The sequence below is a fragment of the Vulcanisaeta moutnovskia 768-28 genome (genome assembly GCF_000190315.1).
GTDB lineage: Archaea > Thermoproteota > Thermoprotei > Thermoproteales > Thermocladiaceae > Vulcanisaeta > Vulcanisaeta moutnovskia.
In genome coordinates this window covers 89,579-115,661 of the sequence record NC_015151.1, presented here as the reverse complement: position 1 = coordinate 115,661, position 26,083 = coordinate 89,579, and the positions used below count along the sequence as shown (strand labels likewise).

General features: G+C 41.0%; 27 protein-coding genes and 1 pseudogene. 10 read left to right on the top strand and 18 right to left on the bottom strand.

Annotated elements, in window-relative coordinates:
* Window positions 1-17 precede the first annotated feature (17 nt).
* Window positions 18-851: an alpha/beta hydrolase gene (locus VMUT_RS00585; RefSeq protein ID WP_048056773.1), complete on the top strand. Its 834-nt coding sequence runs from the start codon at window positions 18-20 to the stop codon at window positions 849-851.
* Here VMUT_RS00585 and VMUT_RS00580 read toward each other — a convergent pair.
* Window positions 825-1,820 carry a Gfo/Idh/MocA family protein gene (locus VMUT_RS00580; protein ID WP_013603493.1) on the bottom strand — a complete coding sequence of 332 codons (996 nt, stop codon included), beginning with the start codon at window positions 1,818-1,820 and terminating at the stop codon, window positions 825-827. The genes VMUT_RS00585 and VMUT_RS00580 overlap by 27 nt on opposite strands.
* Window positions 1,821-1,842: 22 nt before the next feature.
* On the bottom strand, window positions 1,843-2,481 hold the full coding sequence (locus tag VMUT_RS00575; protein ID WP_013603492.1) for a flavin reductase family protein: 639 nt from the start codon (window positions 2,479-2,481) through the stop codon (window positions 1,843-1,845).
* A gap of 54 nt (window positions 2,482-2,535) precedes the next feature.
* On the opposite strand from VMUT_RS00575, the gene VMUT_RS00570 reads away from it, so the two are divergent.
* Window positions 2,536-3,174: an ATP-binding protein gene (locus VMUT_RS00570; protein ID WP_013603491.1), complete on the top strand. Its 639-nt coding sequence runs from the start codon at window positions 2,536-2,538 to the stop codon at window positions 3,172-3,174.
* Here the strand turns inward: VMUT_RS00570 and VMUT_RS00565 are convergent.
* Complete coding sequence (locus VMUT_RS00565; RefSeq protein ID WP_013603490.1) at window positions 3,169-4,107, bottom strand: hypothetical protein; 939 nt, start codon at window positions 4,105-4,107, stop codon at window positions 3,169-3,171. The genes VMUT_RS00570 and VMUT_RS00565 overlap by 6 nt on opposite strands.
* Window positions 4,108-4,232: 125 nt before the next feature.
* On the opposite strand from VMUT_RS00565, the gene VMUT_RS00560 reads away from it, so the two are divergent.
* Together VMUT_RS00560 and VMUT_RS13060 are read left to right on the top strand one after the other, a co-directional pair.
* On the top strand, window positions 4,233-5,060 hold the full coding sequence (locus VMUT_RS00560) for a metallophosphoesterase (protein ID WP_013603489.1): 828 nt from the start codon (window positions 4,233-4,235) through the stop codon (window positions 5,058-5,060).
* 288 nt (window positions 5,061-5,348) lie between these two features.
* Window positions 5,349-5,585, top strand: a pseudogene (locus VMUT_RS13060) (TRAM domain-containing protein); the annotation flags it as partial.
* Window positions 5,586-5,614: 29 nt separating this feature from the next.
* Here VMUT_RS13060 and VMUT_RS00550 read toward each other — a convergent pair.
* From VMUT_RS00550 to VMUT_RS00535, 4 genes are read right to left on the bottom strand one after another with little or no spacing between them, the layout of a single operon-like run.
* Complete coding sequence (locus tag VMUT_RS00550) at window positions 5,615-6,757, bottom strand: geranylgeranyl reductase family protein (protein WP_013603487.1); 1,143 nt, start codon at window positions 6,755-6,757, stop codon at window positions 5,615-5,617.
* A 55-nt stretch (window positions 6,758-6,812) separates the two neighbouring features.
* Window positions 6,813-8,357 (bottom strand): glycosyltransferase family 2 protein, encoded by a 1,545-nt coding sequence (locus tag VMUT_RS00545; RefSeq protein ID WP_013603486.1) that lies wholly within the window; start codon window positions 8,355-8,357, stop codon window positions 6,813-6,815.
* 28 nt (window positions 8,358-8,385) lie between these two features.
* Window positions 8,386-9,027, bottom strand: coding sequence for a DUF2067 family protein (locus tag VMUT_RS00540; RefSeq protein WP_013603485.1), 642 nt, complete (start codon window positions 9,025-9,027; stop codon window positions 8,386-8,388).
* A 31-nt stretch (window positions 9,028-9,058) separates the two neighbouring features.
* On the bottom strand, window positions 9,059-10,447 hold the full coding sequence (locus VMUT_RS00535; protein ID WP_237699675.1) for a cation diffusion facilitator family transporter: 1,389 nt from the start codon (window positions 10,445-10,447) through the stop codon (window positions 9,059-9,061).
* Between the two features lie 166 nt (window positions 10,448-10,613).
* Between VMUT_RS00535 and VMUT_RS00530 the strand changes: the two genes are divergently transcribed.
* A complete protein-coding gene (locus VMUT_RS00530) occupies window positions 10,614-11,594 on the top strand; it encodes a hypothetical protein (protein ID WP_013603483.1) in 981 nt (326 codons plus the stop codon).
* Window positions 11,595-11,623: 29 nt separating this feature from the next.
* Here VMUT_RS00530 and VMUT_RS00525 read toward each other — a convergent pair whose 3' ends face one another.
* The 5 genes from VMUT_RS00525 to VMUT_RS00505 form a co-directional block, all read right to left on the bottom strand.
* A complete protein-coding gene (locus VMUT_RS00525; RefSeq protein ID WP_013603482.1) occupies window positions 11,624-12,187 on the bottom strand; it encodes a hypothetical protein in 564 nt (187 codons plus the stop codon).
* Window positions 12,184-12,972, bottom strand: a complete 789-nt coding sequence (locus VMUT_RS00520; protein ID WP_013603481.1) for a coiled-coil domain-containing protein — start codon at window positions 12,970-12,972, stop codon at window positions 12,184-12,186. The genes VMUT_RS00525 and VMUT_RS00520 overlap by 4 nt, the downstream gene beginning before the upstream one ends.
* Before the next feature lie 64 nt (window positions 12,973-13,036).
* Complete coding sequence (locus tag VMUT_RS00515; protein ID WP_013603480.1) at window positions 13,037-13,717, bottom strand: nucleotidyltransferase family protein; 681 nt, start codon at window positions 13,715-13,717, stop codon at window positions 13,037-13,039.
* Between the two features lie 7 nt (window positions 13,718-13,724).
* Window positions 13,725-14,063: a hypothetical protein gene (locus VMUT_RS00510; protein ID WP_013603479.1), complete on the bottom strand. Its 339-nt coding sequence runs from the start codon at window positions 14,061-14,063 to the stop codon at window positions 13,725-13,727.
* Between the two features lie 65 nt (window positions 14,064-14,128).
* Window positions 14,129-15,067, bottom strand: coding sequence for a carbohydrate kinase family protein (locus VMUT_RS00505; RefSeq protein WP_048057095.1), 939 nt, complete (start codon window positions 15,065-15,067; stop codon window positions 14,129-14,131).
* 64 nt (window positions 15,068-15,131) lie between these two features.
* Here VMUT_RS00505 and VMUT_RS00500 point away from each other — a divergent pair, with 64 nt between their 5' ends.
* On the top strand, window positions 15,132-15,674 hold the full coding sequence (locus tag VMUT_RS00500; RefSeq protein WP_013603477.1) for a hypothetical protein: 543 nt from the start codon (window positions 15,132-15,134) through the stop codon (window positions 15,672-15,674).
* A 5-nt stretch (window positions 15,675-15,679) separates the two neighbouring features.
* Here the strand turns inward: VMUT_RS00500 and VMUT_RS00495 are convergent, their stop codons facing one another.
* Window positions 15,680-17,482: an ATP-dependent DNA ligase gene (locus VMUT_RS00495; RefSeq protein WP_048057094.1), complete on the bottom strand. Its 1,803-nt coding sequence runs from the start codon at window positions 17,480-17,482 to the stop codon at window positions 15,680-15,682.
* A 141-nt stretch (window positions 17,483-17,623) separates the two neighbouring features.
* Between VMUT_RS00495 and glyA the strand changes: the two genes are divergently transcribed.
* Together glyA and VMUT_RS00485 are read left to right on the top strand one after the other, a co-directional pair.
* Window positions 17,624-18,910 (top strand): serine hydroxymethyltransferase, encoded by a 1,287-nt coding sequence (glyA, locus tag VMUT_RS00490; RefSeq protein WP_013603475.1) that lies wholly within the window; start codon window positions 17,624-17,626, stop codon window positions 18,908-18,910.
* 50 nt (window positions 18,911-18,960) lie between these two features.
* Window positions 18,961-19,608 (top strand): hypothetical protein, encoded by a 648-nt coding sequence (locus VMUT_RS00485; RefSeq protein WP_013603474.1) that lies wholly within the window; start codon window positions 18,961-18,963, stop codon window positions 19,606-19,608.
* On the opposite strand, the gene VMUT_RS00480 is transcribed toward VMUT_RS00485, so the two are convergent.
* The 3 genes from VMUT_RS00480 to VMUT_RS00470 are packed head-to-tail and all read right to left on the bottom strand — an operon-like array spanning window position 19,609 to window position 21,789.
* Entirely contained in the window at window positions 19,609-20,355 is a 747-nt protein-coding gene (locus VMUT_RS00480) for a 30S ribosomal protein S4e (protein ID WP_013603473.1), read from the bottom strand.
* 37 nt (window positions 20,356-20,392) lie between these two features.
* The gene (gene rplX / locus VMUT_RS00475) at window positions 20,393-20,872 is read right to left on the bottom strand and encodes a 50S ribosomal protein L24 (RefSeq protein WP_013603472.1); all 480 of its coding nucleotides are present in this window, start codon (window positions 20,870-20,872) and stop codon (window positions 20,393-20,395) included.
* 59 nt (window positions 20,873-20,931) lie between these two features.
* Window positions 20,932-21,789: a DMT family transporter gene (locus tag VMUT_RS00470; protein ID WP_013603471.1), complete on the bottom strand. Its 858-nt coding sequence runs from the start codon at window positions 21,787-21,789 to the stop codon at window positions 20,932-20,934.
* Between the two features lie 93 nt (window positions 21,790-21,882).
* On the opposite strand from VMUT_RS00470, the gene VMUT_RS00465 reads away from it, so the two are divergent.
* Window positions 21,883-22,479 (top strand): class I SAM-dependent methyltransferase, encoded by a 597-nt coding sequence (locus VMUT_RS00465; RefSeq protein WP_013603470.1) that lies wholly within the window; start codon window positions 21,883-21,885, stop codon window positions 22,477-22,479.
* Here VMUT_RS00465 and VMUT_RS00460 read toward each other — a convergent pair.
* Window positions 22,476-25,010 (bottom strand): M1 family metallopeptidase, encoded by a 2,535-nt coding sequence (locus VMUT_RS00460; RefSeq protein ID WP_013603469.1) that lies wholly within the window; start codon window positions 25,008-25,010, stop codon window positions 22,476-22,478. The genes VMUT_RS00465 and VMUT_RS00460 overlap by 4 nt on opposite strands.
* Window positions 25,011-25,039: 29 nt before the next feature.
* The gene (locus VMUT_RS00455) at window positions 25,040-25,279 is read right to left on the bottom strand and encodes a sulfurtransferase TusA family protein (protein WP_013603468.1); all 240 of its coding nucleotides are present in this window, start codon (window positions 25,277-25,279) and stop codon (window positions 25,040-25,042) included.
* A 147-nt stretch (window positions 25,280-25,426) separates the two neighbouring features.
* Between VMUT_RS00455 and VMUT_RS00450 the strand changes: the two genes are divergently transcribed.
* Window positions 25,427-26,002 carry a hypothetical protein gene (locus tag VMUT_RS00450; protein WP_013603467.1) on the top strand — a complete coding sequence of 192 codons (576 nt, stop codon included), beginning with the start codon at window positions 25,427-25,429 and terminating at the stop codon, window positions 26,000-26,002.
* The last annotated feature ends 81 nt before the right edge of the window (window positions 26,003-26,083 follow it).

Below are 26,083 nucleotides of genomic sequence, written 5' to 3'. Positions count from 1 at the left end.
TAATATAGGCTATATTCATGACTCAGAGGATTGAGGATAGGATTTCACTGAGCACGGGCATTAATGCGTATTATAGGTGTTGGTTAGCGGATAAACCGCTGGGTCTCGTGATTGGGGTTCACGGCTTCGCAGAGCACAGCAGTAGGTATAATGACTTCGGTAATTACCTATCAAGCAATGGGTACTCACTGTGCATGCAGGACCTGAGGGGTCATGGATTAACGGCAAGTCCCAAGGACCTTGGTTACGTGGATAGCTTCGACCTATTTCTAAATGACCTGGAGGAATTCATAGAGTTAATGCTCAAGAGGACGGGCTTCAACTCGGCATTCCTACTTGGGCATTCAATGGGTGGCTTAATAGTGCTTCACTACTTAGGTAGGATTGGTAAGGGAATTCGCGCAGCGGTGACAAGCGGAGCCGCTGCAATAGTCAATGTTAGCGCTGGTTCCTGGTTCATGCTATCACTACTCAATGCGTTATCACCAAGGTATAGACTAAACCTACCGATAAACCCTGAGTTCCTGACTCATGATAAGAAGGTCGTTGAGGAATACGTAAGTGACCCCCTCGTCTTTAAAAAGCCAACCGCCAGGATCCTGTATGAGCTTGTCAGGGCATCAAGGAACGTTTGGAAGTATATCGATAACATATCGGTACCCATAATGATGATGCATGGAGGTGAGGATAGGGTAGTACCACCAAGGGCCACCCAGGAGGTATTCAGTAGATTGAGGGTTAGTGATAAGGCTATGAAGATCTATGATGGGATGTACCACGAAATACTAAATGAGTTGAATAGGAATGTGGTTTATGAGGACGTACTAAACTGGCTGAGAGCTCACACCTAATTCTCCGCAGTCCTTATACGCATCCAATACTGCTCTCAAATCACGTAGTGCAATTTCAGGGGGCATTGGGACGTCGGCATTATTAATGACTGACTGTATGAAGAGCTCAATCTCCCTCTCAATCGCATTTACCTTCTCAACAATGACCTTCTCTCGCTTCTCATCAATACTAATTACTAAACCACCGTATGGCTTACCAGGAACACGACTATCCGGGTCCTCCATTATGAAGCCACGTTCACCATAAACCTCGAAAGCGGGTGCCCTATCACCACCCGACGATGACCAGGAATAAAGCAAGGTCCCCACAGCACCATTTTTAAACTTAAATATTGATACGCTGGTGTCTTCACCCTCAAGCCCGGCAAAGCCGCGTGTGCATATTGACTTAACCTCGGTATAATCACCACCAAGGTTGAGTAAGGTATCAATATAGTGAATACCACCGTCAATAAGCGCACCACCACCCATCAACCTCCTAATTCTCCTCCAACCACCCGGTGAATTAAACTGAAGCTTCCTAACAATAATCATCGAGATCTTACCTAACTTACCCATAAGTTCCTTGGCCTTCCATACTGACGGATCGAAATAATGATTCTCAAGAACCATGAATTTCTTACCACTGGACCTAGCAACATTAATTATACCTACTGCCTCCTCGATCGTCCTCGTTATCGGCTTCTCAAGCATCACGTGCTTACCAGCCTCGAGAGCCGCTATGCTCATGGGCATGTGGGCGTCATGACTAACCACAAGGTCTATTACGTCTACGTCAGACCTCAATACATCGCTATACCTCATGAAGTAGCCACTGGTGTCATACTCCCTATGGCAATCCCTCGCGTACTCCTCAGTCCTACTAAACACGTAAACCTCCAGCCCATACTTATCACGAAGTTTTGATAGTGCATTTAAGTGGATCTTGCCAAATCCTCTACACCCAACAACCGCAATTTTAAGTGACATTCGCTATAACGTTAATGCCATTTTATTTAAGGGATTTCTTGGCAAACACCTTCCTTGGATCAACCCTATGGAATACCCTGCCAGCCCCATGGAGTGGTATGTTTGTCTTACTGAAGTCTATGCTCCACTCATCAGCAATTCCAGTTTTCACTTTAACTTTCAATACTTCAAAGACAAAGAGCGTACTTTCACCAACATCTAGCCTATTCATAACCCTCACCTCATACGCGGCAATCGCATCCCTCCAGGTTGGTGCCTTAACGATATCACTCGGTATTAACTGTACCTTAAATTCTCTTATCTTATCCACGTCCCTACCTGAGACGGAACCAAGTTGATAAATTAAGTCAACATGCTTAATGCTTGGCACATTAATCGTGGCCTCAGGGTGGTAATTAAGGCATTGATACGTGAATGTCTCCCTATAAACAGCCACCCCAATTGTTGGCGGTTCCTCTGATATTGGTAAATTCCAGCTGGCGGGCATTATATTCACCCTATCACCTGGGCATAACGTAATCAGTAGGATTGTGGGTCTTGGATGTAGAAGCCTATAGAATACGCCATTGTATTCTATGAATGACACGTATAGAGAGTTCACGGTACTTAAAAACCTAGTTCCTCGTTCTCTAGCAATATTACTTACATATTTTCTACGCATTATCAATTATTGTAAGTATATGGTAATTTTATTTCGTAGATTTAATGATAATTGATGTATGATTACGTAATTAATTGTGGGAAAGTTGATGAAGATTCTCTCGTTGGTTCGTCTATTAAGGAGGTCATTAATTGGGCCGTAGGTAGGGTAATGAGTAATGAGAAGACATTGATCATAATGGGTGAGACTGGCAGTGGTAAAACCACCGCATTATTAGCAATAATGAATAGGTTAAGGAAGTTAGGAATACCTGTAACCTATGTAAATGCCTATAATGAGCTTGGCCTTAGGTCCATAAAACTTGTTGATTGCCATAATGACCTAAATGCGAGGGTCTTACTTATTGATGATATTGATGCAGCATTCACAGTACCTAGGATTGCCCAGGGATTCATTAACAAGATCCTGGATTTTAACGGTACGGTAGTCGTCACATTAACGATACCCTTGCTTGTTGGCAATGAGTTAGAATTACTTGAACCATTAGTAAGGTTTCTACGTAATGCGTCAAGGATAGCTATTGAGTATCGTGATGACGACATAAAGATGTTCGCCCAAAAAATAGGTATTAGTTATGTTAAACCCATTGTGAAGACTCCAGGCATGGTTCTGAGGAATTTCAGGAAGTGGGATAATAATGAGAATTCAGTGGTTGATAAGGTTCTTAATGATAGTAATAGTGTTGTGTTATAGTATCCCACGAAATTCCTCCTTCATTCTCTCGATAAGAATTTCAGAGCAATCAAGTATGTTTGTGCTTCCTAGGTCAATTAGATTTATACCAATGCCATTAATCTTAAATATTTCTGGGTCAATCCAGGATATTTTAAGGAGATCCGGATTAATGCTTCCCTGGATTACTGATGATGTGAGTGCGTGTTCACCATTTATTGAATACTCAATCATGCCACCTTTCTCATCAGTCTTGATATCGAAATACTCCCTTAAGGTTTCAATGTCTTCCTTTAATACATAAGCCTTGATATAGTTATCATTCAATTTATTATTACTTATAAGGTACTCAGCAGCGTCGGTATTCGTAGGCACCCTATTCAAGCCCTTGGTTAATAGGTATATATAGCTATCCGCAATAATGTCGAGTCCTAGGTGCGTTGGATTTATTACGAAGTATACAGGAAGTGCTATTAGGCTCTCCACAACTATGCTTGTTGGGTTCTCAAACATCTTCTCTAATGGTATTAACATTTCACCATTGATATTCTTAACCTTAATATCAATGCCATACTTCCTCATTAACGTTTTATCAATATATGCTATCCTCTCGCCATCTCGTATCGATTTATCCTTACAAGTCACTGAGAGTATACCCTCATTAACACTTATTGATATGCAGTCATTGAATTCCGCGTATTTAATATTATCGATTGACCAATTATTTATCTTTGCCAAGTCAGCAAGGAGTGCCACTGAATCCTCCATAATTATATAATCCAGGTTTTTCCCGTCGACTCGGTAATCATAGGCATTATATGGATATAGGCTAATTACATCCTCAGTGCTTAATGACATTATTGAACTCTCTCTAATGGCCTTAACTATGAAGGCCTCCTTAACCATATCCCCAACTATCTTCTTAATCCTCACCAATATCTCAAGCGCATTCATTTTATTAATGATTGAAATTAAAATTTAAAAACTTATCAACTGATTTTAGCCATAATTACGTTAATGAAAGCATCCTTAGAATTCAGGTATAACTTATTTAAATTTATAATTACTCATGTTAATACGTGGACCCTTTAGTAATTAAGGAATTCCTTAAGGAAAATCTTAATAGAATATATGATGAATTCAGTACCCATGAGTCGTTACTTAGGATTACGACGAGTAAAGCCATAATTATTGGTGATCTACATGGCGATTTTGATACATTATTACGAGTAATGGATAGGTTCTCACCAGATAAATGGACATACATAATGCTTGGAGATTATGTAGATAGAGGCGAGCACCAGATCGAGACGCTATACCTCGCATTAAAGTTGTTCCTTGAACATAGGGCTATACTATTAAGGGGTAATCATGAATCGCCATTGACTAATTATGAATACGGCTTCTACATGGAATTACTAAGGAAGTTTAGTCCTAGGGATGGCGATTCCATTTATGATAGGCTAAAGGACGTATTCTCACAAATGCCAATCTCAGCAGTTCTCAATGATAAGTACTTCCTAGTTCATGGGGGTTTACCAATAAATAACGTGAGTATTGATAGTATCGCCAAGCTTCCAAAGCCTGATGAAATACCTAGTAATGAAATAACATTTCAACTGTTATGGAATGATCCATCTGATGATGTTAAGTATTACGAACAAAACATTATTAGAGGCCCAGGAACATACGTATTCGGGCCTGTATTAACAGAGAATTTCCTTAATAATAGTGGATTAAAGATGGTGATTCGAGGACATGAATATACACCACAAGGCTACAAGTGGAACCATGGAAATAAGGTCTTAACAATATTCACTTCGAGAGCCGGTCCATATAATGGTACAAAGCCCCACATGGTGCTAATTGATGGTGGCTCGCTCAGTATTATTGATGTTTCCTCGTAGTATCCATACGCGCAGTTTAACACTGTTTCTTACCTTAATTATTCATTATTAATTACTCAGTCTGGGGCTTGGCTCAGTCATGAGTCCTAATCAGAGGTGGTCATCACACGCGTTCTTATACTTGGGAGTGATTTAAATATTATTGTATCAGAATGATTTATAAAGGGGTTTCCCCCCCATTAGTGTTGTAAGGCGGTTACTACGTCCGAGTCCGAGAGACCAAGAAGGAGAAGTTTCCAAAGAGGTAGGGGTAGAGGTCCAAGAGGTCCTAAGCCAGTAAATGTTGGTGATGTAATAGAGGTAAGCATAGTGGAGACATCTAAGAGAGGCGATGGTATAGCTAGGGTGAAGGGTTTCGTGATCTTTGTGCCTAATACAAAACCGGGGGATAAGGTTAAGGTTAAGATAACTAGGGTAGGTAGATCGTACGCTGTAGCTGAGATAACACAGGAAGGAGCTGAGGCGTCTCAGGAAAGTGCTGAGGAGGCCGGAACCGAGGAATTTGAGGAAGAATCTGAGGAGTGAAATCCCCCTATAAAGGGTTTTTATTAAAATTATCCGTGTAATGTCTTTCTAAGTATTATTTTCGGGCCATTTATTAAGGAGAATTTAATAATGGATGCTGGTACTCGATAATACCATATATTTCCCCTCATTATTCTCTTGATCAATTTCTTAGTATTTGACATGGAAAATGCACTTATTCCTAGTCTTCCCATTACTAAATGATCAACTCCATAAGCGCCTAACGATAAGTAATAAGCCAATGATAGGTTCTTAATTAATGGTTCGATACTTCTCAAATAATTATTTGCAAATTCTGCAGGGTTACTTGAATACCTTAGTGCTAGTGCTGCTAATGCACCGCTATACATGGCGTAGAAAATGCCCTCGCCTGTAGTTGGGTCGGCAAATCCACCTGCATCACCAATTAAGGCTATGCGTTTGGAGATTATATTCTCACGAGGCTTAATTGGGATGGGATGGCCAAGTACTGCACCTTCTCTTAGTCCTATATCATGTACGTACTTAATGAGTTGGGTTTTATAATTAGCCCAACGTATTGAGCCAATACCAACATCATATTCATTATCACCTCTTGGAAATACCCATGAATAACCCCATTTCATTCTTGTCATATCTATAATACATAAATCATTATGGTAGCTCCCACGTGCTATTGTCATGAACGCCATTGCGTTATTTCTCCGTATATTATTACCAAGGCTCTTGGCAATTATGGAATTAACACCATCTGCTGCAATTACGTATTTGCCGATGTATGAATTATTCATACCCGTAACACTAACGTAATCATTACCATTATTAATCCCAATTATTCTATCATTAACGTAATCAGCACCCTTCTCTAGGGCATTGGATAATAGATAATTATCGAATTCATCTCTGGAAACTACACTTATTATTGGTTCATTGTCGGTAATGATGAAGGAACCTGCATTATTAATAATAACCACTCTATTACATGTATTCCTAATGACATTGTTTAAGTCAATACCGAAACTCCTCAATAAAATTACAGATTTCTGAGTTAATCCGCCACCACAGGGTTTCATTCTTGGAAAACGAAATCTATCAATAACTAATACCCTTAATCCAAGTCTTGCTGCTACGTAAGCAGCCATAGAACCGGCAGGACCAGCACCAACTATAATAGCATCATACGTATTGCCCATGCTATTGAGATAATGCTAGAACCCTTTTATTTCATATACCTTATTGTGATTTTCACTAGTACCTGTGCGGTATTATTAGCTTAAACCCGTATAGGAGAATAGCCAATATACTTGCTATGTATAGTGTTGTTAATACCTGGTTACTTAATACCAGAATAATCATCACTGCAATAAGTACTAGAATAATCGATAGCTCATGAATTAAATCCTTTAGGAAGGAATAACTATGGGTTAACTGTCCCTTAGGTGTTGGTACCCACTCCCACTCATCAATTAATAATGACTCTATTGAGTATGCAAGCATTGGGAATGACATAAGTATCGTAAGTAGTACCGACCTTACGGCATTTGTTATGAAGTCCCACATTCCATAACCTACACGCCTACTAATTAGTAATAGGATTATGGTTAGCGGTATTACGATGATTGCGTTTATGGCCTCGAGAAATAGTATTGATATTGGTGGTACCAAAACGCCTATTATTGAGAGTATTACTGTTACTAAAATTGATAATGCAGCAAAGGACATGCTTGGAAACTGTAGCATCCAAAGCAAGCCATCAATCTTCTCCCAAAATGTGGTCTTATTAGACGTAATTAGTAAACTCAGGTTATGTTTCATATTCCATATACTATTAAATAACCATCTGCTAAATTGTTTCTTAAATGATGGGTATGTATATGGTACCTCACAGTAAACATCAGAATCTATTAGCCCAACTTTATACCCTCTCGACCTCAACTTTATACTAAGATCAAGATCCTCACCAGTGCATTCGCAAAAGCCGTTAACAGAATATAATACCTTTCTCCAGATCACTAAGTTATTACCGGTTATGGCTGGGAAACCACCACTAAGGAACCTACCTCTTATGAAAACTTCATTATAGACATCATACATGAACTTCAAAAGCCTTGAAATAACATTATCAACCGTGTAATAACCCTTCCACACAGCAGTGATCGCATCATAACCGTTCAATAACGCATTCACAGCCTTCATTAAGTAATCACTAGGCATTATTGTATCAACATCAAATACAGCAATAACATCACCTTTAGCATGCTTAATCCCATAATTTAGGGCACCGCCCTTATAACCAGTATTATTTACCCTACGTATTATCCTAGCGTTTACGCCCAACTTATGCATCATAGAGCCTATTATCTTAGTGAGCCCATTTACGTAATATTCAGGGTCATCACTTATGTATAGCACTTCAAGTAATTCCCTGGGATAATTAAGTGATGCTATGTTCTCTAGGTTTCTTTTTATTGTTAATACGTTCTCGTTCTTTATAGGTATTAATATAGATACAAAGGGTAATTTGTGCACTGGTATATTTTTGATACTTAAATTGTTCCTTCTATAGGTCTTAACATACCTTAAACTCGCCATGCTATATCTCACTAATACTACTATTTGTATGAAGCTTAGTATAAGTGTCGTTATTGTTATTATGTATGTTATTGATAATATCATTAATGCTACTGGTGTTAATGGCCTTGTTATTATTCCCCAGGGATATTGATTCATCACGTACTGCTGAATTATTTGCTTAGTCAGTTCCTTAACCTCGAAATACTCATTACCGCTCATTATGTAATGCCAGTATTAAATAAGACCCTTAATTTGTGTTTCTCTCATTCTCTATCATTTCCTGGAGTTTGGATAAGGCATGTTTATAGTCCATTGATAGTACAAGCATTTCTGTGTCTCCATACTTAGATAATAACCCATTATTAAGTAACTCCTTAATACTGTCCTTAACATCCTTACCCAATAGCATTGAGTAAAGTGCAATCACTCTCTTTGCCTGTGCTGATATTTCCATATCAATCATTTCATCATAAATCCTAGAGATTCCCTCAGCAGTACTAATTAAATTCTCAAGCTTGACATCACCCACAACCTTTATCCTAGAACCCTCAATTTCCGCATTTATACCCTTAATATGGAGTAAATCAATGATTAGGTCAATGGGTATGGCAGCACTAAGCCTTGCCTTACTGAGTATGAAGGATATATCATAAGTGCGAACACCAAATTTACCCCTCATTAACTTAATATCATTATATAGTCTCTTGATCTCCATGATATAAAGCTCAACTTCATGGGGCTCGCCCTGTATTGAGACCCAGACCCTAATCCCACTACCAGTATCATAGCGAATAAGCACCTCTTTGCTCTTAATCTTATTTGTAATCATCTCCATGAATGTTAATGCCTCATTTATATTATTAAACGTGAATACTAATTCCCTGCGCACTATTGATCACAATCATTGTGGAACTAATGGGTTATAAGGCTTTGGTATCGGGCAGCACCGAAACAGTAACGTGGTGAGGCATACTATAGATCTTAGCTATTTCTTCCTCTATCTCAGTGGCCACATCATGCGCCTCAACGATGCTCATGCTCTGCGGTAAATATACAAGTATCTGCATAATGCTTACGCCCTCAATATCGATAATGCGAACATCACCTACACGACCACCATACTTAGAACTAATATTTTCAGCCACCTTCCTTATTTCATTGATGTTAATGATTTTCTTATCAGGCTCTAAGTGAATCCAAACCTTGGCATTGGGTATTACCTGCCTTACCTTACTCTCTATTTCACTTATAACCTTACTAATATCGCTTAACTTAGCATTACTTTTAATAACTACGTGCATACTAACTATAGCATCATTATTTGGAGAATCTATTATATTTAGTTCATGAATATTAATTATTAATGGATCCCTAACACCAGCAAGCACCTTTTCCACCTTTTCACGAAGTTCAGGTTCTACATGAACCATAACAATTGATGAACCGATTTCATGTTTTATGGCGGATTCTACATTATCAGCAATGTCATGGGCCTTAGAAATACTTAAGTGATCAGAGACGCCTATTGTTACCTCTATATGAGCCATGGAACCTGCCCTCCTGGCCCTAACATTCTTTACGGATATAACGCCAGGTACAGACTTAGTAATGTTAGTAATCCTCCCAATGAGTTCCTCAGATGACCTATCCATTAATTCATCTATTGATGTCCTCATTAGGCGAATACCAATTATTGAAAAGTAAATGACAATTCCAAAGGCAACCATGGCATCAAGCAAGGTACCCCACCTATCAAACAAGCCAACGTTCAGTCTTTCCATTACTAGGCCAACAGACATGAGAACCACAACCAACGCAGAGATTGCAATATCACTCATGAAGTGATAGGAATCAGCCTCGAGAGCTCTACTGTTCCATTTTATTGCCACTCTTCTTAATGCCCTTGACCTATTTACATCGATTATTATTGCCATGGACATAACAATGATTGCAATAATATCCGGGCTGAATGGTATCCTCATTATTATACGTTCTGCACTTTCATAGCCAATGAGTATGCCAGCAATGATTATGAATAAGGAACCAAAGAGTCCACCAATGCTCTCGGCCTTACCATGGCCAAAGGGATGTTCCCTATCAGGTGGCTTAGAACCAACGCTAACTGCGACCAGTGTTATTGTCGTCACTAAGATATCTAAGAATGTATGCATTGTCTCGGCAAGCACGGCCAAGGAGTTTGTGAGGAGCCATGCAGTAATATTCATTATGGTTATCGATAATGAAGCTAATAATGAAAGGAGGGCTACCCTAGTCTTCTCGTTCTTCATATACATAGATAAACTTCTCATTCCTACTTCTTTATCCTGGGATTCATTAATTAACCTATCTTCAGTCATGCTCTAATTCGATAGCAAATCCGATATCAAATTAATAAAACTAACTGCTCAAGAAAGATTTATTAACCCTAACTTTAGGGTAGCCCTAATGAATATGGTCTCACGAAATGGTCTAACAATGATAAGCAACCTGGCATTACTAACAACTGTGGCAGTATTACTTGGACTTGGGGCATTTAACCTAAACTTCCTACTTCATCCATCGAGGCAATTAACTGTGACTGAAATACTAATAGTATCTCTATTTCTGGGAATGCTTCATGGAATAACGCCTGATGAGCATACATGGCCAATAACCTTCAGCTACGCAGTTGGTGAGTACAGTACAAAGGGAGGTATGAGGGCAGGTTTCCTATTCTCGCTAGGTTTTACGATACAGAGGGCCTTGTTAACGACATTGGGTTACATAGGGCTTGCCTACTTCTACATGAAGTATAACCTTGATGGGCCGGTTTACTTCGTGGTTGGCCTGGTTATGGCAATAGCTGGTTCATACATATTGAGGGGTAAGTACATACACATACCAATTGATGTGTTACTTGGTGGTCATCAGCACCATACAAATGAAGCCAGAAGAATACCACTTCATGAGGCGCATCCTAGGGAAGTACCGATAAAGATGACAATTATCCATGGATTAATAGCAGGTTTTGGTTTTGGTGCTTACGCTTCAATAATAACATTCGTACTCGCCCCAGAAATGCCAAGCATATGGTACGCACCATTACCCGGATTAATGTTTGGAATAGGCACTATGATAATGCAGATAGTACTTGGTGCGGTCTTTGGTGGATTATTGAGGGCTAAGAAGTTCACGGAAGAGGAGGTTAAGTACGTTGGTAGGAAGACGGCGGGTATTACGCTTTATTATGGAGGTATTGTGTTCGCCCTGGTTGGTCTACTGATCATCTTCTTACCACAAATTGATGCGTGGGCAATAAGTACTGGAATACCAATACCAAACCTCGATGCAATAGATATAGGCTTTCTACTTGTTATCTCGGTAGTGGGTATAATTGGATTATACGGCATTATTAGGTCATATAGGGAGGCCGTTAAAATCCACAGAATTAATTCATCAACAACCAATAATGCATGATTTAAAATCTATTTTCGTAATAACACTTATTAGGTCTTAGATTCAGTCTTTATTAGCGCTAATGCCTGAACGACTCTTTTCACAAGTTCTAAGTCGGCCTTAACCCTAGTGTATACATCATCAGGTATTTCACCCTTAGCCCTATTATCCTCAAGCTCCTTTATCATGCTATCAACTTGGTCAGTGGTTAGTGTTGTGACATCCATTGACCTAAACCAATGTTCCTTAATACCCCTGTCAATCTCGTCAATCTTAGACTTAGCATCATCATACATATTAGTTAACTTTGTGAGTGTATCTGTTAATTCCGTAGATGATCTTGAGTACTCCTCATCATCAATGAGCCCAAGCTCCTTCTTAACCTTAAGCATGTCGAGTTCCTCACGTATTGAGTCAATACTAGCCTTAAGCTCATTAATCCTAAGTGCTAATAATATGTTATCAACGTCCCAATTTCTCTTAACGCTACCAACGGCGGTTTTATAATCAGACCACATGCTGTTTAAACGCTTTATTTGCTCAGTGTAGCCGTCATAGGTCCTATTAATTTGCTTAAGTAGCTCCTCGTATATTTTCAGCATATCCTCACTCATGATATCACCCCCTCAATCTCAGCCTTCAGCTTCTCATAAATCTCCTTACTGATCTTACCATCCCTATACATCTCCTCAAGCTTCGCTAGGGAGAGCTTAAGCTTACTGATCTCAGGCGTCACTGTAGTCATTAACAACCTCTTATAATGCTGATTTATTGTTGATTCAACATCTTGATATCTAGCATTCAATTCCTTAAGCTTATCACTAATCCTATCAAGCTTCTTCTGAATATTATCCTTAAGTTTATTATAGGTTTCATCGTTTATCAAGCCCATACCCCTCCTAAGCTCAACCTCCTTAAGATCCTCGCTATACTTATTACGAATCCTCTCAAGAATAACCATATACCTCTTAAGCTTTGCCTTCTCAGTCTCCCAATTCTGTCTAGTTGATTGTACAGAGCCTTCATAATCCTTCCACTTATCATTAAGAGTCTTAGCACTTCCTTCAAACTTGGATATTATTGATTCACTGTTCTTAATTAACTCATCCTCAGCATCTCCCATGGACTCAACACGCGTGGTTGTTGCGGTGACGGGGACCGTAACTACTTGTTGCTGTGACTGTTGCTGGGTCTGCTGTTGTAGCGGTTGAACAGTTTGTGAAGGCTTGGTCTCGGCTTTGACCTGCGCGCCCTTGGTCTTTGTGTATTGTACGTATATTGGGCACTCAAAATAATCACCAAAGCAGTACCACTGGAATGGGTTAATTGGTCTCTGTGCATATGTACATACGTACCCACTCGCTGTCCTTTCAAGTCCTGGACAAACAGCCCTAGACATTATTAATAATCCCTGTATTTTAATTGCTTAAATATGTTGCGTTCAATGATCTAACGATCCATGGTCATGTTACTAATGAATTCAAATAATCCTGAGGCACTCCAAGGTCTATATAATTACCATCCATTAAATAAACAATTATTTTCAAGCCCATCTGCCGTAAGGTCTCGATGTACTTATTCATGTCGAGTCTTTCTTTATTCAATCTTTTAATCAATGAACCTCTCAATATGTATATGCCAGTGACTATTGGTAATGTAATGGTGGGTTTCTCAAGCCATCCTCTGAACTCGCCATTAGGACCAATATCAAGTACTCCATACCTAGCAGTTAGCTTATAATTTATTGAGATTATCGTTATATCTGCATTATTTGACTTATGGTATTCAAGGGCTTTTATAAGAGATGCATCAGTTAATACATCGCCATTTATTATGATAACATCATCATTATCATTAACTAATTCTCTCACGTACCATAACTGCCCAGCAGTACCAAGTAATTGGTCTGCTGTAACAAATCTAATATTGCGCATGGCATTACCCAATAACGAAAGTATCTTATCCGTCATGTATGCTGTCACTATGATGAGGTCATCATAATGCAAATCCTGTGATTTAATCCAACTCAGTATATGCTCAATTATTAATCCATCACGAAGTGGTAAGTATGGCTTAGGAACCAAGTAAGTGAGTGGTCTTAATCTCTCCCCTAAACCTGCAGTTAAGATAATTATTTTTAACATTGTAGACCTACATGTAGTCCTTAAGACCAAGCTTCTTTAAATGCCTATTAATTACCGAGGCTTGCTTATCGAGCTTCTTAGCCTCCTCAATAATATCCCTCTCCTTACTCTCCATATTCCTAAGGTCAAGCAAACACCTGCCATCAGGTGCCATTGCATGAGCCTCACAGACTGCGTACTGGCACTTATACCCAATGCAAGGTCCTCCAAATAATGTACATTGAGTTACTACCTTATTACCCTGCCTAACGATCTTCAAAGCCTTCTTGGCGCACCTGAAGTATTGGAAGTTACACCAGGTACCATCACAGTACTTAACCTTAACCTGGACATTAGCCTTGGACACGGTAATCCCCTAGCTCTTAATACCCAATACACACCTTACATATATAAGTTTTTTCCATTACTAAATTAGAACTGCCCGAGTTGAGTCAATATTTCATTGGTCAACTTAGCATAACCAAGAGAATTCAGGAAATCAAGTACTTCATTTAACTTAGGTGACGACCTAGCCCCCCTCTTAGTAACCTTAAGTGATGCGGTTGCATTAGCAAAAACAAGTTTATCTATTGGGTCCAGGTCTAGTACGGAAGCAACAGTGTAAGCCGCAGCAAATGTGTCACCAGCACCGGTCGTATCTATTGGAGGAACCTTAAATGCATCTGAATACTTAACCTCACCATCTCTAAGCAACAATGCCCCGCGGGGGCCAAGCGTAACTATTAACTCCCTAACCCTAACCCTACTCACTATATTCTCGGCGGCCTTAACAACATTTTCTGAATGACCTAGTTCTCTGGCCTCAAAGCTGTTCATGAACCAAATATCAACATCGTTCATTATATCCTTAATCACATCAAGCCCCTTTTTAGCCAATGGTGTACCTCCATCAACAGAGACGGTTAGCCCCATGGATTTGGCAATGCGCTTTGCTACCTCGATAATCTCGGTTCTACCGAGGGCCACGTGGACGTGTGATACACCATTCATGACATCATTAGTAATATCGTTGGGTGTTAATCCCAGGTTAGCCCCTGAATACCTAATCATTCGTTTAGAGCCATCGAGACCCACAATCACAATCACTGTTCCAGTCTTTTCATGGCTAATGCGCTTTATGAACTTTGTATCAACACCCTCGGATTCCAATTCCTTAATCAGCATGTCGCCGAATTGGTCATTACCCACGGACCCAAGGAACCTAGAGCCAAGCCCAAGCCTTGCCACTGCAACGGAGAAATTAGCAGCAGAACCTCCACCACCCATATAGGTCTCATATGCGTCAACCGACTCATCGGGTCTTGGTATAGCATCGGTCTTAACGTAAATATCTAGGTTTAGGTTACCCATTGAGAGTACTATCGTTCTTTTGTTCACGAGTAGCTTTATTAACTGGGCTTATTAATTCTTAACCGTGGATAATACAATAGATGTAAAGAGGTTGCTTGAGCTTAGGGATAGGCTGGATAGTAGGATTAAGGAGCTTCAGGAGGAGCTTAATTTACTGAATGAAGTTAAGAGCGTCCTTGATGACATAATAAAGTCTCAATCAATAGTACCAGCCACTGAACTCGTGAGTAGACCTCAGGACCTAGGCAAGTTGGTGGAGACAAGGGAGATTAGATCTAGGATTGGTAATGAATTACTGGGTACCGTTGAGGTTTACGAGAACGGTGTGAATATTAAACCGATAAAGCCATTCAATAAGGATAATACGGCATTTAGGAGGTTCTTTAGGGATAAGATACTCGAGGGCTTTAAGCAGGAGGATGACAAGTTGGTCAAGGACGGCCAATTAAGACGTGAGGAGGCCTTTAGCTATGAGATTAAGCTTGATGGGGATAATGTGGTCAGTGTAATCATTAAGAATTATAGGAGCGATGAGAGGCTCAGGGAGATCATTAGGGCCCTGAGATGGACACTAGAAAGGATATTGAAGGAGGAGGGTGGGGAATAAGATAATCATGGGTTAGGGCCTTCCTCAACCTTGACCTTCTTCTGCTCCTTATACATCTCGAGGATTTCATCCACTGTTGTTGCTTGTTCTGGTGATTTATCGGTTCTATAGCGTCCCGTGAATCTTGGGAATCTAATGGCCAGTCCAACATCGGATCTTACGCTACCCACGCAACAAGTGTGGAGTGGACTTAAGGTTATTTCAGCGCCGATTATTTCAAGGACGACGGCAGGTACAAACCAAACATCAGGCTCCATCTTAGAGACAACCCTTGGATGCCTATGCGGTATCCTATACGGGTCAAGCATCTGCTTAAGCTTTACTAAGTCCTCATCGGTAAATCCACTACCCACCTTACTCACTGTGTAGAATTGGTCAGTCTTAGGGTCATAGGCAGCAATAAGCAATGCACCATACGTGCCAGCTCTCTTACCACGGCCCCAGAAGGCGCCAACAACGACTAAGTCCAGGGTATCCGTCAATTCACTCCTATAGTCACGCTTATACTTAATCCAGAGCCAGCCCCTGGCGCCCATTTCATAAATGGAGTCAGCTTTAATGGACTTACACATGACTCCCTCACAACCATCACTTATGGCCTCATGGAAGAACTTATCAAGTTCCTCAGCATCATTAATTACCCTCCAAGTCGCTAGATGGACATACTCACTTGGTTTGAGAATTTCGAGCAGCCTTCTCTTCCTATCAATCAGTGGTAAATTCGTTAGGTCCTGTCCATCGACATACATAACATCAAACAGGAATATGTTGACTGGGTACTCCTTCATCGCCTCCTTGACATCATGCTTCCTCTTCCTATGCATTAACTCCTGGAAGGGCCTAAACTCACCCGTGTCCGGATCAATAGCTATTATCTCACCCTCCACTATGTACTCCTTGGCATCAATGGCCTCCTTAACATACTCAGCAACGTCTGGATAAGCATACGTGATGTTCTCAAGTCTCCTACTGAAGATCCTAACCTCGCCATCCCTAGTCCTATGCACCTGAGCCCTTTCGCCATCATACTTATACTCAACCATTGCAGTACCACCTAGCTTAGCCAGTATCTCAGCTGCTGTACTCAATCTTTCCGCAAGCATTGGCTGGATGGGTACACCCGGCGTCACATGGATCTTACTTAAGGCGTTCTGACCCTCCTGGGCAACCATCTTTGCTATATAACCAAGGTCTGGGTAAATGTGGTAGGCTCTCTCAAGGGCGTCCCTAGACACCTTATAAGCATCAGACAGGGCATCCAGTATGGTCATGTCAGCAACACCAAGCCTTAACCTACCAATCACGAACCTAGCAATGTACTTAGCCTCCTCAGGCTTAGCCCTTGAGAATAGGTATATTAGGAGCTTAACCTTAGTATCTTGGGCACCCTCACCGCTTGCCTTGGCTATTGACATTAACGTATCGTAGACCTTACCCATTGTCAATTCCTCAATACCCCCACCACCAAAGAACTCAAGTATTGACTTACCGCCACCCTGCTGAGGTTTACTACTCATTATCCTCTTCGCGGTTTCGCCAATATCGCCAATCTTTTTATATAAATCTTCGACTTGCTTAACAGAGGCCCCAGTGGCATTGGCAATAGCCCTAAAGGTGAACTTTTCAGCGACACCAAGCTCCACACCCTCCCAATCAGGCCTTAACTGACCAAGTATGAAGTAAATAACCTTATCAATAACATCCGGTGGCGTCTTCTTTAGGAGAGATGATAGTAACTTGGCCATGACAGTCCTTTGAGTAGTTGCCTCAATACTCTCAAGAACTCTCACAACATCGATGAATTTAATATCATTACCGCTAGACATAGCGATTACAACACTCTATTAGGAGGTTAATTAATCCACCGCTTCGTAATACCCAAAGAATAGGCTAGATAGGCAGAGAATTAAAACTTTAATAGATAAGTCGTTAGATCTCAGTAAATGTCGATGGATCCAGATTCAGTATTAAATGAGGTATTAGATATAGTGAAGACGCATAATAAATGGCGTAGGTTAGAGGCAATAAACCTCATACCCAGTGAAAACGTAATGTCACCATTGGCGGAATACGTGTATTTAAATGATATGGAGGGAAGGTATGCGGAGGGCACATTAGGTAGTAGGTACTATCAAGGGACTAAGTATATTGATAGGCTTGAGGGGCTTCTTGCGGGCTTAATGGGACAGTTATTCCACGCAAGGTTCGTTGAGGTTAGACCTATTTCAGGCACTATAGCCAATGCTGCGGTTTATGCGGCACTTACACAGCCTGATGTCACTATAATGTCTGTCCCGCTTAATTCAGGTGGGCATATAAGCCATAAAACAACGGGCGCGCCAGGAATTTTTAGATTGAAGGTTGTGGATTTGCCGTGGGACAATGACGAATTCAATGTTGATGTTGGCAAGAGTATTAAGTTGATTAAGGAGGTTAAACCAAAACTCGTGATTTTAGGAGGTTCTGTATACTTATTCCCACATCCTATTAAGGAACTTCTTGATGCTATTCATGAGGTGAATGCCGTATTACTCCATGACTCAGCTCATGTACTTGGATTAATAGCTGGTGGAGTATTTCCAAATCCACTTGATCTAGGCGCCGATGTCATGACGTCATCAACGCATAAGACATTTCCCGGTCCTCAGGGTGGTGTGATCTTCACAAATAGGGAGGATTTATTTAAGAGCATTCAAAAGACCGTATTTCCCGGCCTAACATCTAATTATCATCATCATAGGTATGCCGCAACTGCCGTGACTGCAATAGAAATGATGAAGTTCGGTAAGGCATATGCCGAACAAGTCGTTAATAATGCACGGGCACTAGCTGAGGAATTACATGCCCTTGGATTTAATATTGTGGCTGAGAATAAGGGGTTCACGAGGACTCACCAGGTTCTTGTTGATGTTTCGAGGGTTGGTGGTGGCACGAAATCCGCTGTTTTGCTCGAGGAGGCTAACATCATAGTGAATAAGAATGCGCTTCCCTGGGATAGAGGATTTAGGGACCCAAGTGGGCTTAGGCTTGGTGTTCAAGAAATGACTAGGTTTGGCATGGGTAAGGATGAAATGAGAATTATCGCGGAATTTATGGCTCGTGTTCTCATAAAGAGGGAGGATCCAAGTAATGTTAGGAAGGAAGTGATGGAGTTTAGAAGGGAGTTTACGCAGGTTAAGTATGGCTTAACGCCAAGGGATGTTGGTATTGATTTCAATATAAGTATGTTAATGTAAGTGATGGTTCATCAAATAACTAAGACCTTATGTAGTTAAAGGGAGTCCCTATGCACGGTGGTATTGTGCTTGATCCAATGGAGTGGTTAATAGTCAGGAGTTATTATACGGCACTGCTTCCTCAATTAAACTTTGAGGGTGATTACCTAGCGGCTGAATTGGCGCCTAGCTTCTGTAATTATGATGGTGATTTAAAGGAGTTTAAGTGGGATATTGTTAATATTGTGATGCCGCCAATCGAGATAAAGCCCAGTGATGATGGCTTATTAATCGCTGTTGAGGGTTACTCCGTTAAGTTACTTCATGATTGGGGTTTAAGTCCTGGTATTGTTATTACGGACTTTGACTTTAATCCTGAGGAGGTAATTAATTGTGATTGTCTAGTGCTTGGTCATGCGCATGGTGATAATATTAATTACTATCCTAAATACGCATCCAGGGTTAGGAAGTTGCTACCCACAGTTCAGGTATGGCCGAGAGGTTGCTCATTATTAATTCCTGGATTTACTGACGGTGATAGGGCCATTTACCTTGCATATTATATGGGTGCTAGGGAAATTAGAATTTATGGGTTCAATCCAAGTAAAGTTGTGAAGAGGAATGATGAGATAAAAAGAGCGAAGCTAGAAATAGCTAAGGCGTTAATTAATAGAGTCTTACAAAAGGCTAAGGGTAATACCGTGATTAAACTACTTTAATCACTGCGTTGTTGGTGTCTCCTGTAACTGGGCTATTGTTACTAAGGGCTTTTCCTTACCCACTGCAAACAAATAATCAATTATTGTCCTAACTTCCTTGCCATCACTTGTCATAATCTTCGCCGTAGACCCCCTCTTCCTGTATGTTTGTATTATTTCAATTATCTTGCCGTAATAGCCCACGTTCTTACCATCAACTATGAGCCCCAGGGAGCCTAGTTCCAGTTTTACGTGGTCTAGGATCTTATTCCCGCTTATGTCTATTAATACTGAGTCAAGCGTTTCGTACTTACTCCCCTCTTCATAAGGTAATTGTAGGTTTTTACCATCATGTAGATTAAGTTGTATTTGTCCTCCCTTAACCATCGTCTTGTTCTCAATTCTACAAAGCTTATACCTCGCCTCCTCCTGACTTATTGGTACTGGCCATAGAAATTTAGTTGGATGAGGAACTAACCTATAGGTCTCGTTCGTTGGTATAATCTCAATAACATCCATCAATCCAACTGGGTATTTATAATCTCTCCTAATTTTTCCATCAACCTTTATCAATCCATTACCAATTACGTACCTAGCCTCCCTAAGGTTTTTCGTATATCTAAGCACGTCCCTTACCAGTATCGCTAATGGTAATGACTTAGCCAATGGGTGAGGTCCAGGGCTTGGCCTAACAACCCAAGTGGCTTCCTTAGTTGATACTGGCCACCATTCAGGTGCTTGATAACGCCTAAGATGTCTTCTAGGCATTGCCTATCACCGTGAGTAAACCCTATTTAAAGGCTTACTATTGTTTCGATTCATTACTACCGCCTTGTCCAACAACAATGACTTCAGGTTTTCTCAGCGCCTTGGTCTCCTTAACCTCCTCAAGCTTTCTAAGGTACTCTTCACGCTGTTTCCTGACCCTCTCAATGGCTTCAAGTCTCTTCTTATCACTTGTGTCCAGCTCAACAATCATTACCTTTGACGGATGTATTGGGTAATAAACAGTCTCACCACCGGGCTTCTTCAGTGTTGCGTTCTCCACGTGAATCCTCATCTTCCTTAGATCAACCTCCATTACCTTACCCCTAACGCCCTTGAAGTCACCCCTTAGTATTAACACGGTGTCACCCTTCCTAACAGGTAACCTCTTAATGCCATACTGTCTCTGCAGATCCTCGCTTAATCTAGCCGTCAATAACCTACGCCTAGCATGAAGTGGTGCATTATATAGCGCCCTCCTCTGTTTCCTTGGTTGTTTCGACTTTGTTAATGCGACCATGCAATTAAACCCGCTAAGTTAATTACTTAAAAATTTTAATATTCTTATAAGGCATGAAATTAAATCGAGGCTAGGTAAATTCCCAAAAACATTATTGCGGAACCAATTATCTCAGGTATGGTGGGCTGAATGCCCATGATTAAGTAATTAAGCGCTAATGTTAGTGCTGGTACTGTGAATATGTATGGTGTTGAATTAGCAACACCAATGGCATTAACAAGCAAGTACCAGGTTAGGAATAATACGGCACCACCAATGACTGATGTACCCAGTAAATTACCGATAAACCCAGGCACCCACTCAATTCTCATAAATGTGTTTAATCCATCAATCATTATTCCCATGATTACAAGCATTAACGAACCAATTATGAACATGTTAGACACGACAATTAAGCCATCATTATTACCCAACTTCCTGAAGTATATGCTATATAAGGCCCAAAATATGGCATTTATCACTGTGAGTACTGAACCCATTAGCGATACTCCCCTAATTATTGAGGACACGCCGTAAATAATAACACCAACAAATCCAGTAAGAGCGCCAATCACGTTCAAGGTCCTTGGTTTTTCATGAATTATCAATACTGATAATGGTATTGCAAAGAGGGGCATCGTGTAGCCGAATATGGCTGAGGAACCTGGATCAATGTAAAGAAGTCCGTAGGCCCACAATGCCGTGCTTAATGAGGAGAAAAGGCTCAGTAGGGCTAGGTCCTTATTTAGTATGAAATGGTACTTTCTATTAATTATTACAGCAATTACCGCCAATATTAATCCAGCCACCGCATATCTAATTGCCATATAACCCAATGGCGGTGAGTACCTAAGACCGAATTTAACAAAGAAGTAATTAAACGATGCTGAGAACACATAAATCAATAAATAACTAATGAATATTGTCTTCCTCATCATCGTTGACAGGTATATCACTTATCTTAAAAACCGTTCTACTTAATGATTAATGAAAGGGATAAAAGGCAGACCCTTAAATTACGTTAGGTATTAATGCATTACTACGATAAAGAACCTGCCTTTAAGGAGATGAAGATTAGGAGGATTAATACCGTGATTAGGGGATTTCCACTAACCTTCGTGTTAGCTCCTGGCGTCTTTTCAAGCGAATACGTGGATGCCGGCACTAGGTTATTGGCTGAGAACATGGTAATAATGAACGACTGGGACATACTCGACATGGGCTGTGGCTATGGTGTTCTCGGCATTGTAGCTGCCAAGTTAGCGCCAAGAGGTAAGGTGGTCATGGTCGACATAAATAAGCTCGCAGTTAAGTTAACGGCCATTAACATTAAGATTAATAGGGTAAGTAATGCCGAGGTTCGATTAAGTGACCTATATAGTGCGGTTCAGGGTGAGATGTTTAATACGATAATTTCAAATCCGCCAATAACGGCAGGTCTCGATGTAAATAAAAGATTAATAATTGGGGCCAAGGACCACCTAAAGCCCGGTGGCCTACTGCAAATCGTTGTGCCAAAGAAATTAAGATCAAGGTTTGAGGAGATCCTATATAGTAATTATGACATTGTGGAGAGACTGGCTAAGTCAGGTAATTACTTAGCTTACGTAGCCAAGATCATGAGTTAGCCCTTCGCCTCCATCCTATCCATCCTATCCATAATCCTCCTCTGCTCCTCCCTGATCCTCTCAATCTCCTCCCTCAACCTAGCGTATTCAACGCCCCTCTGCATATGCTCTCTAATCTTCCTGGCAACATCCCTGGCATAACGCCTAATCCTACCATCTAAGTCCTTACTGGCTAGATCATCAAGTATGTCCAGGAACCTAGGATCTAGGGAACTCTCTGCAGCGGACACGGCCGCGTACCTGACTCTGTAATATTGGTCCCTAAGTAACTCCCTAACTCTATCGTATACTCTCCTAATGCCTATGAACTTACCCAGAGACTGTGTCGCAATCATCCTAACTAGCGTAGGCTTACCAAGCTCTGTATACTTAATCAACGTATCGATTGCCTCATCCGTACCCAGCTCTGATAACCCCTGCAGTGCGCCCTGGGTTATTACGTAATTATGGCTTGGGTAATCAAGGGCCTTAATGAGGTACCTGCTGTAGTCGGGTATTCCCAACTTACCGAGTGATTGCGCTACCCTGGACCTTACGTAGTAACTCTCAGACGTATTTTCCAGGACCGATACAAGAACCTTAGCCACGTTTTCATTACCCTTAAAGTTACCCAGGGCTTCCACAATAGCCTGCCTAACCCTTGGATGTATCTCATTACTTAACACATTAAGTAGCGCCTTAAGTGCGTCCTCCGTACCAACCCTACCGAGCGCCCTGGCAGCCTCAGCTCTGACGCCCCAGAATGTATCACCCATTAACGCCTTACTTAGTCCATCAACGGACCTGGCACTACCATCCTTAGCCAATGCGTCAATGGCCTCAAGTCTACACATTAAGTTATCACTGCTTAATTCCGCAATGGCTTCCTCAAAGCCCTTATCACTACTTACGGATTTAACACCTAGCTTGAACTGTGGATCCAGGCATATGTATTGAGGTCTTTCGCTGGTTGGTATGTATATTGCGACCTCCCTTTCATTCAACTCGAACCTGAATATATCGACCTTACCGCTTGGGTACTTAATCTCAAACTCAAGGGGCAGTCTATAGATTGGGTATGAGTCATCTCCCTGGGTCTGGCTAACACTTAATTTAATGAATTTATTACCTGGGTCATAGCTCCAGGAATACTTAATAACGGGATGTCCAGATGAGTAGACAAACTGAGTGAAGAACCAATCAAGCGGTTGTCCAGAAACCTCCTCAAGGGCCTTTCTCAAGTCCTCCGTGTCAGCATTACTATGTGCATGCCTGGTTAAGTATAGGTTTATGCCCTTCCTAAAGGCTTCATCGCCAAGTAAGTTACGGAGCGCATGTAGGACCAAGCTTCCCTTCTCGTACGTATGCCTATCAAACATCTCCTCGGGATCTTTATATAGTCTAGTGACTATGGGTCTCGCGTACCTATTGCCATATTCATTGAGGTAACTCCTAAGGTTCTGGTATAGTTCATATAGAAATTCATCACGTCCTTTGGCATACTCCATGTATAGTGCCTCGAAGTACGTGGCGAATGCCTCATTAAGCCAGATGTTCGCCCAGTCCTTAGTCGTTACGTAGTCACCAAACCATTGATGGGCAAGTTCATGAGCCACCAAACCATCTGATGTGAAGTCTTCCATTCCTGGGCATGGGAATTTAGAGCCTGGGCAGTGGGCATGCTCATCGTGTAGTGTAGTATCTGTGACTATGGTTATTGTGGTATTCTCCATACCGCCATAAATGAATTCACTAACGGCAACATGCTTATAATTAGGCCATGGATACTTAACACCCGTGTATTCGCTATAGAATTTAATCATGTCGCATGTCCTGTAGAAACTGAACCTAGCCCTATTACTGTGTCCCCTGGGTACGTAATGCTCAATCGTAATCCCATCACAATCTTCCTTAACGACCTCAAACTCGCCTGCTGCGAGAGCCACTAGGTATGCCGAGTGAGGCTTATCCAGTCTCCAGTGCCACAGTAATTCATTGCCTAAGTCCTTGGTCTCCACTAGGATACCGTTGGATACTGCTGTCCAGGGCTTTGGAACTATTATTAATAATTCACTCGTGAACTTAGCATTTGGGTAATCGGGCATTGGTAGCCAGTAGTGATTATCCTCGCTCTCGCCTTGGGTCCAGACCATGGGTACCCTATCCCTATAATGCTCATCAGGAAGCACAAAGTAAAGTCCCTTCCTAGGCTTAGCTTCATAGCTGACTTGCGCAACGTGACTTCCTGAATTAACATATATCCTGAGCGTCCTACCATCATACTCAAACTTAGTGTCCTGACCGTCAACCTTGACCGATACTATCCTCATCTCAGCCGCATTAAGTTCAATGAAGTTCTTGCCAGGTGGTATATCGATATTGTATTCACTTAATCCCTCTATTGCTTTTTCATTTACCTTAATCCGTATTTGAGCCCTTAAGTGCCTTAGGGTATAGCCGTAGTACTTGGGGAATTGAAGCCTATAATCAGGGTATACAAAATTCCTACCGATCAAGTAACCAGCCCTATCAAATGACACGTAATATGGCATTAAACGAAATTAATATGCATTACCCAGCATTAGAAGAACCTTACCTTAAGAATCGAGAGTTTATACACCCTATTCTGTTCCTCTATCTTGGTGATCCTCTGTCCAAGTAATGGAAATAACCTCTTTAACGTTAAGTAGCATTCCTCATCATCGAGTATAAACGTTATTATTGTACCAACAGGTGCATCACGGAAGTGCTGTATAGCTAATGTACTACCGTATGGACAACCAATGCCTCTTAAATCAACTGTTAACTCACTAGCCCTCACGGGCTATTAATGAATATGCAGCGGTACTTTAGGTATAATGCACTATGCATTTTTTGCATAAGTTATTGTTAGAGGATAAATACAAACATTGGGTAACAACCTTAAGGAGAATTTATAAACCACAGGGTTAATAATTACTTTAGGTTCATGTCCGCAGGTAGAGATTTCGTTAATCAAGTAATTATGGAGATTGAGAATTCAATTCTTAAACCCCTTGAGGACATTGAGAGTAGTGCTGAGGGAATTCTTGAGAGTTTAGCTGAGGGTATGAATATTGAGAAGCCCAAGGTGGTAGCCACTATTAATCCCACGAACGAATGCACTGAGCATGTTGATAAGGATCAACAATGCCAAATGGTCATGGGTAAGTACTTTGCGGAAGAGTCAATAATACTCATTAATTATAGGATTGACATGAATACGCTCCTTCACCTCTTTGCTCATCATGTGCATGCCGTGGAGATGGGTAAGGCTAAGTACGTTAGGGTTAGGAGGCTTGAGGAGTTGAGACTTCCCTGGGAATTAAGACCGACCGAGATAATTGCCATGTATAGAACCACACAGTTGGTGCGTATTCTCCAACCTAGGGCTTGGAGGATTTATAATGAGGAAATTAAGCCTAGGATTAGAGAGATTGATGAGAAGTTTAGTGCAGTTAGATTAACTGTGAATCACCTAGAAAGGCAAGTTGAGCATGTACTCAGCGATAAGAAGCCTATTTGAAATTAGTCATAGTCATTTTGCGTCTTTAAAGCGGCGCCCACTGGCATTATCATGTAATCATTATTTATTATCATTAATAAA